The following is a 12545-nucleotide window of genomic DNA, read 5'->3' as shown; positions in this document are numbered from 1 at the left end:
GCTATTAATTACTGCACTGCGACAATACGATCGCCGTTGGCTTCCAGACGAATTGTTTTGCCTGGAATTAACTCTCCGGACAGAATTTGCTGCGCCAGTGGGTTTTCAATCTGTTGCTGGATTGCACGTTTCAACGGACGAGCCCCATACACCGGATCATACCCATTTGCGCTCAGCAGTTTCAGCGCCTCATCGGAGATGTGGATTTCATAACCACGTTCTTCCAGACGTTTGTAAAGACGCCGCAGTTGAATCTGGGCAATCGACGCGATGTGTTGTTCACCCAGTGGATGGAATACCACAACCTCATCAATACGGTTGATGAACTCCGGACGGAAGTTATGGCTTACCACGCCCAGTACCAACTCTTTCATATGACCGTAATCCAGTTCACCGAAACGTTCCTGAATCAGATCGGAACCCAGGTTAGACGTCATAATGACAACCGTGTTACGGAAGTCGACTGTTCGCCCCTGCCCATCGGTCAGACGACCATCATCCAGCACTTGCAGCAGAATGTTGAACACATCAGGATGCGCTTTCTCAACTTCATCAAGCAGAATCACCGAATAAGGGCGACGACGAACGGCTTCCGTCAGATACCCCCCCTCTTCATAACCGACATATCCCGGAGGCGCCCCGACCAGACGGGACACGGAGTGTTTCTCCATAAACTCGGACATATCGATACGCACCATCGCGTCATCGCTATCAAACATAAAGTTTGCCAGCGCCTTACACAGCTCGGTTTTACCGACCCCCGTAGGCCCGAGGAACAGGAATGAACCAATCGGACGGTTTGGATCGGCAAGACCCGCACGGCTACGACGAATCGCGTTCGATACCGCTTCTACTGCCTCGTTCTGCCCAATCACACGGCTGTGTAATTCCTGTTCCATACGCAACAGTTTTTCACGCTCGCCTTCCAGCATTCTTGCGACCGGAATACCGGTCCAGCGAGCCAGCACTTCAGCAATTTCCGCATCCGTCACTTTATTACGTAACAGACGCATGGTTTTACCTTCAGCCAGAGTTGCCGCTTCCAGTTGTTTCTCCAGCTCAGGAATTTTCCCGTATTGAAGTTCGGACATCCGCGCCAGATCGCCCACACGGCGCGCCTGTTCAATGGCAATCTTCGCTTGTTCCAGCTCGGCTTTAATTGTTTGTGTTCCGGAGAGAGACGCTTTTTCCGCTTTCCACTCTTCTTCTAATTCAGAGTACTGGCGCTCTTTGTCATCCAGCTCTTCGTTAAGCATATCGAGACGTTTTTTACTTGCCTCATCAGACTCTTTCATTAACGCCTGCTGTTCCAGTTTGAGCTGGATAATGCGGCGGTCGAGTCTGTCCAGTTCTTCCGGTTTTGAATCAATCTGCATACGGATACTGGATGCGGCTTCATCGATAAGGTCGATGGCTTTATCCGGCAACTGACGGTCGGCGATATAACGATGTGACAAGGTAGCAGCCGCAACAATTGCCGGGTCAGTGATCTGTACATGGTGGTGCAGTTCATAACGCTCTTTCAGGCCACGCAGAATCGCGATGGTATCTTCAACCGAAGGTTCAGCGACGAACACTTTCTGGAAACGACGCTCCAGAGCCGCATCTTTTTCAATGTATTGACGATACTCATCAAGCGTTGTCGCTCCTACGCAGTGCAGTTCACCACGCGCCAGCGCCGGTTTCAGCATGTTCCCGGCATCCATTGCGCCGTCTGCTTTACCCGCTCCCACCATCGTATGCAGTTCATCAATAAACAGGATGACATTGCCTTCCTGTTTAGCGAGATCGTTGAGCACGCCTTTTAAGCGTTCTTCAAATTCACCACGGTATTTTGCCCCAGCCACCAGCGCGCCCATATCCAGCGCCAGCACACGACGGCCTTTTAAGCCTTCCGGTACTTCACCATTAATGATTCGCTGTGCTAACCCTTCAACAATGGCGGTTTTACCAACGCCAGGTTCACCAATTAACACCGGGTTGTTTTTAGTACGACGCTGCAGTACCTGAATGGTACGGCGGATCTCTTCATCACGGCCGATAACCGGGTCGAGCTTGCCCTGTTCAGCACGCTCGGTCAGATCGACAGTATATTTTTTCAAGGCCTGACGTTGGTCTTCAGCCCCTTGATCGTTCACGCTCTCACCTCCGCGCATTTGTTCAATTGCCTGAGTAATATTAGCGGTCGTTGCGCCAGCCGATTTCAGTAAATCGGTCAATGTGCCGCGAGACTCAAGCGCCGCCAGAATGAATAACTCTGACGAAATAAAGTTGTCCCCTCGTTTTTGCGCCAGCTTGTCGCAAAGATTCAGTACACGCACCAGATCCTGAGACGGCTGAACGTCGCCACCGGTGCCTTCCACCTGCGGTAAACGACTCAGCGCCTGATCAATGGCGGTGCGTAACTGACCGGCATTAATGCCAGCAGAGGTTAATAAAGGACGTACCGATCCCCCTTCCTGATTCAGCAAGGCACTCATTAAATGAAGAGGTTCGATGAATTGGTTGTCGTGCCCCAGAGCGAGCGACTGGGCATCGGCAAGAGCAAGCTGGAATTTATTAGTAAGACGATCCAGACGCATAACTCCTCCCATAACAGGTCAAAATTGCTACTGGAGATTAAATGAGGTCATCCCTCAATTATTCAAGGTTAATGACCTGAATTATGTGAAAAGAAAATCACGCGTACCGGATCGTCTTGATTCTTTAGGTTATATCAGCCAAATAAAACTTGCCATACGCCCCGTGGTCTTGTCGCGACGATAAGAGAAGAAAGTCTCATTTTCACTAAAAGTACAGCGGTCGCCACCGTAGATGTGCTCAACGCCGACATTTGCCAGGCGTTGGCGCGCAAGCTGATAAATATTCGCCAGATATTTTTCGCCGCGCGGCACAAAGGCGTTATGCGCGTTGCTATCTTTTACGATGAACGCCTCACGCACCTCTGGCCCCACTTCAAACGCCGTAGGCCCAATCGCCGGCCCCAACCAGGCAAGAATATTTTCAGGTTTATCGGCAAAGCAAGCGACTGTCTCTTCCAGTACGCCTTCACATAATCCGCGCCAACCCGCATGGGCTGCCGCCACTTCCGTTCCTGCCCGATTACAGAACAACACAGGCAGACAGTCCGCCGTCATCACCGCACAAACGGTGCCCAGCGAATTACTGTATGACGCATCCGCACGTTTAGATGTATAAGGCTCGCCGGTCAGTTTCAGGACATTTTTGCCATGCACCTGCTCCAGCCAGACCGGTTTTGAAGGCAAATTGCCCGCAGCAAACAGCCGTTTACGATTTTCTTCGACATGCTCCGGGTTGTCGCCACAATGGGCACCCAGATTCAAGGCGTCATACGGCGACAGACTCACGCCGCCGGTTCGGGTCGAACTACAGGCCGCCACACCTTTCGGCATGGGCCACTGCGGGACAATAAGCTCACTCATAGCCAGGCCACGTCATCCTTATGCTCTTCAAAATCGGCACGCATTGCGTCAATCAGTTCCACCATATCCTGGGGAATTGGCGCATGCCATTCCATTTCAATACCGGAAATTGGGTGATACAAACGCAGCATGGTGGCATGCAGCGCCTGACGGTCAAATTTACGCAGCGTAGAGATAAAATCTTCCGACGCCCCTTTCGGTGGACGCGGACGACCACCGTAGACCGGATCGCCCACCAGCGGATGAGTGATATGCGCCATGTGCACGCGGATCTGGTGCGTACGTCCCGTTTCCAGACGCAGCCGCAGACGCGTGTGCACACGGAAGTGCTCCATAATGCGGTAATGCGTCACCGCCGGTTTCCCCATCGGATGCACGGCCATATGAGTGCGCTTCGTCGGGTGACGACTAATAGGTTCTTCCACCGTGCCGCCTGCGGTCATATGACCAATCGCCACCGCTTCATATTCACGTGTAATCTCACGCAGTTGCAGCGCTTCGACCAGGCGTGTTTGCGCCGGTACGGTTTTCGCCACCACCATCAGACCGGTGGTGTCTTTATCCAGACGATGGACAATACCTGCTCGCGGAACGTCAGCAATCGGCGGATAATAATGCAGCAGCGCATTCAGAACTGTACCGTCCGGGTTACCTGCCCCTGGATGAACGACCAGATCGCGTGGTTTGTTGATAACAATAATGTCATCATCTTCATAAACGATGTCCAGTGGGATATCCTGAGGTTCAAAGCGGATTTCTTCATCGATCTCGGCGTCGATAGCGACCTGTTCTCCGCCTAAGACTTTTTCTTTCGGTTTGTCACAAATTTTATCGTTGACCCGCACGCGCTGATCGAGGATCCAATCTTTTATGCGCGATCGTGAATAATCAGGGAACATTTCGGCCAAAGCTTGATCTAAGCGTTGACCGAGTTGATTTTCGGATACCGTTGCGGTGAGTTGTACTCGTTGTGCCATATACAGCTTCTTCGTTTAACGTTGGGTTTTACGGCTTTGCCGTTTAATATAGTGTGCTATTGTAGCTGGTCTTAACCGGGAGCAGGAACAGAGAATCTCCCGTAAAACATTTTGAGGAAAGTCAAAACGTCATGACGCGCATGAAATATCTGGTGGCAGCCGCCACGTTGAGCCTGTTTTTGGCGGGTTGCTCTGGTTCAAAGGAAGAGGTGCCCGATAATCCGCCTAATGAAATCTACGCGACTGCTCAGCAAAAGCTGCAGGACGGTAACTGGAAACAGGCAATAACGCAATTGGAAGCGTTGGATAACCGCTATCCATTTGGTCCATATTCCCAACAGGTGCAGTTAGATCTTATCTACGCCTACTATAAAAACGCCGATCTACCGCTCGCTCAGGCCGCCATCGATCGCTTTATCCGCCTGAACCCAACGCATCCTAATATCGATTATGTCATGTATATGCGTGGCCTGACCAATATGGCATTGGATGACAGCGCGCTACAGGGATTCTTTGGCGTCGATCGTAGCGATCGCGATCCTCAGCATGCACGCGCTGCGTTCAACGACTTTTCGAAACTGGTCCGCGGTTATCCAAACAGCCAGTACACCACCGATGCGACCAAACGTCTGGTATTCCTGAAGGATCGTCTGGCGAAATATGAGTACTCCGTTGCAGATTACTACACTAAACGTGGTGCCTGGGTTGCCGTCGTTAACCGTGTCGAAGGCATGCTGCGCGATTATCCGGATACACAAGCTACACGTGATGCTCTGCCGCTGATGGAAAAAGCCTATCGCGAAATGCAGATGACCGCGCAGGCTGACAAGGTAGCGAAGATTATTGCCGCCAACAGCAGCAATACCTGATCGCATTTGAGATGCAAAACGGCAGCCCCTGGGCTGCCGTTTCTTTATCCGTTTCGCCCCCTGCTTCAGAACACTTCAGCATGACGCAACTCATCAAATATGGCCTGCTTTCTGGCTTTCCTCAAGTAGAAAATCACCTCTTCCTGCGATAACTCACAAAAAGGTTCCCTTGACAAAAAGTGACAAAACAATGTGATTTATATCACACATTTTGACATTGGGAACGGTATGCTGGAATCACCAAGACGGGAAAGACAAGAGGTAAAATTTATGACAATGAACATTACCAGTAAACAAATGGAAATTACTCCGGCAATTCGCCAACATGTCGCAGACCGTCTCGCCAAGCTGGATAAATGGCAAACCCACCTGATTAATCCACATATCGTCCTGTCCAAGGAGCCACAGGGTTTCATCGCTGATGCCACCATCAATACACCGAACGGACATCTGGTCGCCAGCGCAAAACACGAAGATATGTATACCGCTATTAACGATTTGATCAACAAGCTGGAACGGCAGCTCAATAAAGTGCAGCACAAAGGCGAAGCCCGTCGTGCAACAACTTCAGTAAAAGACGCCAACTTCGTCGAAGCAGAAGAAGAGTAGTCCCTTACATTGAGTGTATCGCCAACGCGCCTTCGGGCGCGTTTTTTGTTGACAGGGTGAAAACAGTACAGGTACTTTACAGGTGTCACTTAAGGAAACTACGATGAAACTCACCCCGTTCTTCTTCGCATTCTTTTTTACCTTCCCCTGAATGGGAGGCTTTCGTCGTGTAAAAAAGAATGCGAAGACGAACAATAAGGCCTCCCACAGCGGGAGGCCTTTTTTATTGATAACAAGAAAGGCAACACTATGACATCGGAAACCCCATTACTGGCGCTGCGCGATAAAATCAGTGCGCTGGATGCAAAATTACTGGCGTTACTGGCCGAGCGACGTGGACTGGCAGTAGAAGTTGGTAAAGCCAAGCTCGAATCCCATCGCCCGGTCCGGGATATCGACCGTGAGCGCGATCTGCTGGACAGATTGATTACGCTTGGTAAAGCCCATCATCTGGACGCGCACTACATCACTCGCCTCTTTCAGCTCATTATCGAAGATTCCGTTCTCACCCAGCAGGCGCTATTGCAGCAACATCTGAATAAGATCAACCCCCATTCTGCACGCATCGCCTTTCTGGGGCCAAAAGGGTCTTACTCACATCTCGCCGCGAGGCAGTATGCCGCTCGTCACTTCGAACAGTTCATTGAAAGTGGTTGCGCAAAGTTTGCGGATATCTTTAATCAGGTTGAAACCGGACAGGCCGATTACGCCGTCGTGCCGATTGAAAACACCAGCTCGGGTGGGATTAACGATGTTTACGATCTGTTGCAGCACACCAGTCTCTCCATCGTGGGCGAGATGACAATTACGATTGATCACTGCGTACTGGTTTGTGGAACAGCGGATCTGGAGACGATTGAAACGGTATACAGCCATCCGCAGCCATTCCAGCAGTGCAGCAAGTTCCTCAACCGCTATCCGCACTGGAAAATCGAATATACCGAAAGCACCTCGGCCGCGATGGAAAAAGTGGCTCAGGCGAATTCTCCACGCGTGGCGGCGCTGGGAAGCGAAGCAGGCGGCATGCTGCATGGGCTACAGGTCTTAGAACGTATCGAAGCGAACCAGACACAGAATATTACCCGCTTCATCGTGCTGGCGCGTAAAGCCATTAATGTATCCGATCAGGTTCCCGCGAAAACTACGTTACTGATGGCGACAGGACAACAGGCCGGTGCCCTGGTTGAAGCGTTGTTGGTGATGCGCAATCACAATCTGATCATGACCAAACTGGAATCCCGCCCCATACACGGTAACCCGTGGGAAGAGATGTTCTATCTCGACATCCAGGCCAATCTGGAGTCACCGGAAATGCAAAAAGCGCTTAAAGAGCTGGGGGAAATTACCCGCTCGATGAAGGTACTGGGCTGCTATCCGAGTGAAAACGTGGTACCGGTCGACCCGCGATGACACAAAAAAGCCAGTGGAGACCCACTGGCTTTTTTCTTTCTGACAACAGCCATCAGGCGCGGCTGTCATTTGCCTGACGCAACAGCGTACGGCTCTCGCTCTGGAAGCGCTTCGCGTAGTCCCCAAACCAGTGTTCCACTTTGCGGAAGCTGTCGATAAACGCCTGTTTATCCCCCTGTTCCAGCAGGCCAATCGCGTCGCCAAAACGTTTGTAATAACGCTTAATGAGCGCCAGATTACTCTCCGATGACATGATGATATCGGCGTAAAGCTGCGGATCCTGAGCAAACAGACGCCCTACCATCGCCAGTTCAAGGCGATAAATCGGTGAAGAGAGTGCCAGCAATTGTTCAAGCTGTACGTTCTCTTCTGCCAGATGTAACCCATAAGCAAACGTTGCGAAGTGACGTAGCGCCTGGATAAAGGCCATATTCTGATCGTGCTCAACGGCGCTGATGCGATGCAGTCGCGCGCCCCAAACCTGTATCTGCTCCAGAAACCACTGATAGGCTTCCGGATGACGTCCGTCACACCAGACCACCACCTGTTTTGCCAGGCTGCCGCTGTCCGGACCAAACATCGGATGCAGACCGAGCACCGGGCCATTATGTGCCGCCAGCATCGCCTGCAACGGCCCATTTTTTACCGAAGCCAGATCGACCAGAATACAATCGGCTGGCAGTGGCGGTAATTTTGCGATCACCGCTTCCGTCAGGTGGATTGGCACACTGACGATCACCATGCCGGCATCCGCTACGATCTCCTGCGCACGCTCCCAGTCGTTCTGTTCGAGGATCCGCACCTGATAACCCGACAGGCTGAGCATCTTCTCAAACAAACGTCCCATCTGGCCGCCACCGCCGACAATCACAACCGGCCGCAGAGAAGGACACAGCGTTTTAAAGCCTTTGTCATTCTCGCTGGAGTAGGATTCACGCATCACCCGGCGCAAGACATCTTCGATCAGATCCGGCGGCACACCGAGCGCTTCCGCTTCGGCACGCCGTGAAGCCAACATCGTTGCTTCACGCTCTGGTACGTATATCGGCAGGCCAAAGCGGCTTTTCACTTCACCGACTTCAGCCACCAGTTCCAGACGGCGCGCCAGTAAATCCAGCAACGCTTTATCCACTTCATCAATTTGATCGCGTAACGCGGTCAACTCAGCAACCATAACGAACCTCTTAAGCCTGGCGCGCCGCCAACTGGCCGTTCAAGTCTTTGTTAATTTCACGCAGCAACGCGTCCGTCATTTCCCAGCTAATGCAGGCATCGGTAACGGACACACCGTACTTCATTTCGCTGCGCGGTTGCTCGGAGGACTGGTTGCCTTCGTGAATATTACTTTCAATCATCAGTCCAATGATTGAGCGGTTGCCATCTTTAATTTGCGCAACCACTGACTCTGCCACGGCAGGCTGACGACGGTAATCTTTATTGGAGTTACCATGGCTGCAATCTACCATCAGTGAAGGTCGCAGTCCCGCCTGCTCCATCTCTTTTTCACACTGAGCGACATCTGCCGGACTGTAATTCGGCGCTTTGCCGCCGCGCAGGATCACATGTCCATCCGGGTTACCCTGAGTTTGCAGCAGAGCAACCTGCCCCGCCTGGTTAATGCCCACGAAACGATGTGACTGTGCCGCAGCACGCATGGCGTTAATGGCCGTCGCCAGACTACCATCCGTGCCGTTTTTAAAGCCGACTGGCATCGACAAACCGGAGGCCATTTCGCGGTGAGTTTGAGATTCCGTGGTTCGTGCGCCAATTGCGGACCAGCTAAAGAGATCGCCAAGGTACTGCGGGCTGTTCGGGTCCAGCGCTTCTGTCGCCAGCGGCAGTCCCATGTTAACCAGTTCAAGCAACAGCTGACGCGCAATTTTCAGGCCGGCTTCAACGTCAAAGGAGCCATCCATATGAGGATCGTTAATTAACCCTTTCCAGCCAACAGTGGTACGGGGTTTTTCAAAATAGACGCGCATCACCAGATAGAGGCTATCGCTGACCTCTGCGGCAAGGGCTTTAAATCGACGAGCATATTCCAGTGCGGCTTCAGGATCATGAATGGAACACGGACCACACACCACCAACAGACGCGGATCGCGACCGGCGATGATGTCAGAAATGGTTTTGCGTGACTGGGCGATTTGCGCCTCCTGGACCTGACTCAGCGGGAATTCCGCTTTGAGTTGTTCCGGGGTCATCAGTACCTGTTCGTCAGTAATATGTACGTTATTCAGCGCGTCTTTTTGCATGATGGTGATCCTGTTTAGCTCGTTTGCGATAGTTTTCCTCAGCGAGGATGACGTAACGATAACACAACGAGTAAAGATATCAATCCAAAATACGTAAATATTACTTTACAACAATGATTTTTAGCCGATTTAAAGCGCGACAATATGTACAAAATATTTTACACATACATTTTCACTCTGTCCGCTATGCTTTGAAAAAACAGGAGAGCCAGTATGATGCGAATAGTCAGTATTGCCGTGGTTTTTCTTCTCGGCGGTTGTCAGATAGACCCCTACACCCATTCACCGACCTGGACAGGCACCGACTGGTATGACGCCGGGATCGAAGATGCGATTGCTGGCGTTGCCATTAAAGATAATGAAACCCTGAGCGATACGTATAACGACCCGGAGGTTGACCGCCCGCAATACCTTAAAGGGTATACAGAAGGACAACGCAAAACCTGCGAGCAAGGTTTCGTCTTTGCCCGAGGCATGGCGGGAAAAAGCTTTCCTGCCAGTTGCGACACCGTAGAAAATGCCGGCCAGTTGCACGACGCGTGGCAAAAAGGTGCCGATAAAAATGCCAGCTCGATGCGCCTGAATTAATATTACATAAGATTTAACTTAAGACGCATGAGTTAATAGACAAGGTATAATGACGATCTGCAAAAATAGTGGTATTTTGCATTAAACGATCACGGATATATTTTGATGCCTTACAAAAGATGCGGATGAGGAAACGGTTATGTTCACTTCTCACCGACTCCTGATGCTATTAATTCTGCTACTGGCAGGATCGCCAGTTTTCGCTCAGGACATTCCCGACGCAGCAAAAAACGTACGTGCGATGGTCTCTGGCATCGTCAGTTACACCCGCTGGCCAGCACTTTCGGGGCCGCCCAGACTGTGTATTTTCTCGTCGTCCCGGTTTACAAACGTACTGGGTGATAGCAGCGATATGTCGTTGCCTTATCAACCTGTCATTATTCATACCGAACGAGAAGCATTAGTTTCTCACTGTGATGGTGTTTATTTCGGCAGTGAGTCTCCCACGGCTCAGGTTGAATTAACTAATAAATATCCATCTAAGGCTTTGTTATTAATTGCAGAACAAAATACCGAGTGCATTATTGGCAGCGCTTTTTGTTTAATTATTAACAATAGTGATGTCAGATTCGCCGTTAATCTGGATTCCTTGTCGCACAGCGGCGTAAGAGTCAATCCGGATGTATTGATGCTCGCACGGAACAAAAAGCATGGATAAGGACCTTTCCCAAATCGCCCGCCCCACGTTTAAGCGGGCGTTGAGACGCATCAACATGATTAGCGTGATTGTCACGATGACGCTGATCTGGCTGTTACTGAGCGTTGCTTCGGTACTGACGTTAAAGCAGTACGCACAGAAAAATCTTGAGCTCACAGCGGCAACTATGACCCACAGTCTGGAGGCTGCTCTGGTATTTAGCGATGCTGCTGCCGCCACAGAAACGCTGGCAGCATTGGGACAGCAGGGACAATTTTCAGCCGCTGAGGTTCGTGATAATAATCAGAATGTCATCGCATCCTGGCGATCCCACGCCGATGAAACTGACGAGAAACTGAACGATTTTGTCAGCCACTGGCTCTTTCCTTTGCCCGTCGCTCAGCCTGTCTGGCATAACGGTGAGATTATCGGTGAAGTTCGTCTTACGGCACGCGACAGCTTAATCAGTCACTTCATCTGGCTTTCCCTGGCGGTGCTTACCGGCTCGATTTTGCTGGCTTCCGGCATTGCCATTATGTTGACGCGCCACCTGCATAACGGGGTCGTTGAGGCGCTGCAAAATATCACCGATGTGGTACACGATGTACGCACCAACCGGAATTTCTCCCGTCGGGTGTCTGAAGAGCGGATTGAGGAATTCCACCATTTTGCCCAGGATTTTAACAGTCTGCTGGATGAAATGGAGGAGTGGCAGCTACGTCTTCAGGCAAAGAATGCGCAATTACTGCGTACGGCATTGCACGATCCTCTCACCGGGCTGGCAAACCGTGCGGCCTTTCGTAGCAATATTAATGCGCTGATGAACGACAATTCGGCCCGCAGCAGCTCAGCATTGCTGTTTCTGGATGGTGATAACTTCAAATTTGTGAATGACACCTGGGGCCATGCCGCAGGTGATAGTGTCCTGATTGAAGTCGCCAGGCGACTGGCTGAATTTGGCGGTAATCGCCATATCCCATATCGCCTCGGCGGAGACGAATTCGCCGTCGTCCTTTACGGTGTGCATTCCGAATACGAAGTCCAGCGAATTTGCGCCGCCCTGTCGCAAGAATTCAACCGCCCCTTTGACCTGCATAACGGTCATTTAGCCAGGATGACGCTGAGTATTGGCTACGCCCTGACCTGGGAGCACGCTTCCGCCGAGAAATTACAAGAATTGGCCGATCGCAATATGTATCTGGCTAAACATCAGCGCGCAGTACGCGTAATTACATAAAACAGGAATGCACACATGCTTAAGCGTCTTTTATCCCCGCTCATTCTGGCCACACTGGTCCTGGCGGGTTGTCAGGCCCCGCAGGGCAAATTTACCCGTGAGCAGGTAGCAGCCATGCAGTCTTACGGCTTTACCGAATCTGCGGGAGACTGGTCTCTGGGGCTTTCAGACACCATTCTGTTTGATAAAAATGATTACAAGCTCCGTGCAGAAAGTCAGCAGCAGATTCAGTCTATGGCCGCGCGTCTGGCCTCTGTCGGTCTGAATCATGCGCGGATGGACGGACATACCGATAACTACGGCGAAGACAGTTACAACGAAGCGTTATCCCTCAAACGCGCCAATGTGGTGGCGGATGCCTGGGCTGAGGGAGCGAAAATTCCGCGTTCCAATCTGACCACGCAGGGATTAGGGAAAAAATACCCTGTCGCCAGCAACCAGTCAGCAAAAGGTCGTGCTGAAAACCGCCGCGTTGCTGTGGTCATCAGCACGCCCTAATCTTTAGCTGGCTGACAATACA

13 protein-coding genes and 1 other annotated feature are annotated in these 12545 nt (G+C 51.3%); of the genes, 8 read left to right on the top strand and 5 right to left on the bottom strand.

Annotated features, from left to right (window positions below; all coding sequences use genetic code 11):
• Positions 1–8: 8 nt before the first annotated feature.
• The 3 genes from clpB to rluD form a co-directional block, all read right to left on the bottom strand.
• Positions 9–2582, bottom strand: coding sequence for an ATP-dependent chaperone ClpB (gene clpB, locus WB371_RS23320; RefSeq protein WP_336222331.1), 2574 nt, complete (start codon positions 2580–2582; stop codon positions 9–11).
• Between the two features lie 129 nt (positions 2583–2711).
• The gene (yfiH, locus tag WB371_RS23315; protein ID WP_336222330.1) at positions 2712–3443 is read right to left on the bottom strand and encodes a purine nucleoside phosphorylase YfiH; all 732 of its coding nucleotides are present in this window, start codon (positions 3441–3443) and stop codon (positions 2712–2714) included.
• On the bottom strand, positions 3440–4420 hold the full coding sequence (gene rluD / locus WB371_RS23310; RefSeq protein WP_336222329.1) for a 23S rRNA pseudouridine(1911/1915/1917) synthase RluD: 981 nt from the start codon (positions 4418–4420) through the stop codon (positions 3440–3442). The genes yfiH and rluD overlap by 4 nt, the downstream gene beginning before the upstream one ends.
• Before the next feature lie 131 nt (positions 4421–4551).
• Here rluD and bamD point away from each other — a divergent pair, with 131 nt between their 5' ends.
• The 4 genes from bamD (at position 4552) to pheA (ending at position 7308) form a co-directional block, all read left to right on the top strand.
• The gene (bamD, locus tag WB371_RS23305; protein ID WP_336222328.1) at positions 4552–5289 is read left to right on the top strand and encodes an outer membrane protein assembly factor BamD; all 738 of its coding nucleotides are present in this window, start codon (positions 4552–4554) and stop codon (positions 5287–5289) included.
• A gap of 270 nt (positions 5290–5559) precedes the next feature.
• Positions 5560–5898: a ribosome-associated translation inhibitor RaiA gene (raiA, locus tag WB371_RS23300; RefSeq protein WP_045446346.1), complete on the top strand. Its 339-nt coding sequence runs from the start codon at positions 5560–5562 to the stop codon at positions 5896–5898.
• 102 nt (positions 5899–6000) lie between these two features.
• Positions 6001–6125: a sequence feature (Phe leader region), on the top strand.
• Positions 6002–6049: a pheA operon leader peptide PheL gene (gene pheL / locus WB371_RS23295; RefSeq protein WP_100249759.1), complete on the top strand. Its 48-nt coding sequence runs from the start codon at positions 6002–6004 to the stop codon at positions 6047–6049. (Overlaps the previous feature by 48 nt.)
• 22 nt (positions 6126–6147) lie before the next feature.
• Positions 6148–7308, top strand: a complete 1161-nt coding sequence (pheA, locus tag WB371_RS23290) for a bifunctional chorismate mutase/prephenate dehydratase (protein ID WP_336222327.1) — start codon at positions 6148–6150, stop codon at positions 7306–7308.
• Between the two features lie 52 nt (positions 7309–7360).
• Here pheA and tyrA read toward each other — a convergent pair whose 3' ends face one another.
• Entirely contained in the window at positions 7361–8482 is a 1122-nt protein-coding gene (gene tyrA, locus WB371_RS23285; RefSeq protein ID WP_336222326.1) for a bifunctional chorismate mutase/prephenate dehydrogenase, read from the bottom strand.
• 10 nt (positions 8483–8492) lie between these two features.
• A complete protein-coding gene (gene aroF / locus WB371_RS23280; protein WP_336222325.1) occupies positions 8493–9563 on the bottom strand; it encodes a 3-deoxy-7-phosphoheptulonate synthase AroF in 1071 nt (356 codons plus the stop codon).
• Positions 9564–9776: 213 nt separating this feature from the next.
• Here aroF and WB371_RS23275 point away from each other — a divergent pair, with 213 nt between their 5' ends.
• From WB371_RS23275 to WB371_RS23260, 4 genes are all read left to right on the top strand, one after another.
• The gene (locus WB371_RS23275; RefSeq protein ID WP_336222324.1) at positions 9777–10151 is read left to right on the top strand and encodes a DUF2799 domain-containing protein; all 375 of its coding nucleotides are present in this window, start codon (positions 9777–9779) and stop codon (positions 10149–10151) included.
• Positions 10152–10290: 139 nt separating this feature from the next.
• Positions 10291–10809: a YfiR family protein gene (locus WB371_RS23270; RefSeq protein ID WP_336222323.1), complete on the top strand. Its 519-nt coding sequence runs from the start codon at positions 10291–10293 to the stop codon at positions 10807–10809.
• Positions 10802–12025, top strand: coding sequence for a diguanylate cyclase DgcN (gene dgcN, locus WB371_RS23265; RefSeq protein WP_336222322.1), 1224 nt, complete (start codon positions 10802–10804; stop codon positions 12023–12025). Before WB371_RS23270 ends, dgcN begins: the two co-directional genes overlap by 8 nt.
• Before the next feature lie 15 nt (positions 12026–12040).
• Complete coding sequence (locus WB371_RS23260; protein ID WP_336222321.1) at positions 12041–12523, top strand: OmpA family protein; 483 nt, start codon at positions 12041–12043, stop codon at positions 12521–12523.
• The last annotated feature ends 22 nt before the right edge of the window (positions 12524–12545 follow it).

This window comes from Citrobacter amalonaticus, from assembly GCF_037053465.1.
In the GTDB taxonomy this organism is placed as follows: Bacteria; Pseudomonadota; Gammaproteobacteria; order Enterobacterales; family Enterobacteriaceae; genus Citrobacter_A; species Citrobacter_A amalonaticus_H.
This window is presented reverse-complemented; position numbering and strand designations above follow the sequence as displayed.

Bases quoted from the DNA above. Each gene is read 5' to 3' on its own strand.
- dgcN (WP_336222322.1), top strand. From the start codon at position 10,802: ATGGATAAGGACCTTTCCCAAATCGCCCGCCCCACGTTTAAGCGGGCG.
- aroF (WP_336222325.1), bottom strand. From the start codon at position 9,563: ATGCAAAAAGACGCGCTGAATAACGTACATATTACTGACGAACAGGTA.
- tyrA (WP_336222326.1), bottom strand. From the start codon at position 8,482: ATGGTTGCTGAGTTGACCGCGTTACGCGATCAAATTGATGAAGTGGAT.
- clpB (WP_336222331.1), bottom strand. From the start codon at position 2,582: ATGCGTCTGGATCGTCTTACTAATAAATTCCAGCTTGCTCTTGCCGAT.
- yfiH (WP_336222330.1), bottom strand. From the start codon at position 3,443: ATGAGTGAGCTTATTGTCCCGCAGTGGCCCATGCCGAAAGGTGTGGCG.
- WB371_RS23260 (WP_336222321.1), top strand. From the start codon at position 12,041: ATGCTTAAGCGTCTTTTATCCCCGCTCATTCTGGCCACACTGGTCCTG.
- pheA (WP_336222327.1), top strand. From the start codon at position 6,148: ATGACATCGGAAACCCCATTACTGGCGCTGCGCGATAAAATCAGTGCG.
- rluD (WP_336222329.1), bottom strand. From the start codon at position 4,420: ATGGCACAACGAGTACAACTCACCGCAACGGTATCCGAAAATCAACTC.
- WB371_RS23270 (WP_336222323.1), top strand. From the start codon at position 10,291: ATGTTCACTTCTCACCGACTCCTGATGCTATTAATTCTGCTACTGGCA.
- WB371_RS23275 (WP_336222324.1), top strand. From the start codon at position 9,777: ATGATGCGAATAGTCAGTATTGCCGTGGTTTTTCTTCTCGGCGGTTGT.
- bamD (WP_336222328.1), top strand. From the start codon at position 4,552: ATGACGCGCATGAAATATCTGGTGGCAGCCGCCACGTTGAGCCTGTTT.
- raiA (WP_045446346.1), top strand. From the start codon at position 5,560: ATGACAATGAACATTACCAGTAAACAAATGGAAATTACTCCGGCAATT.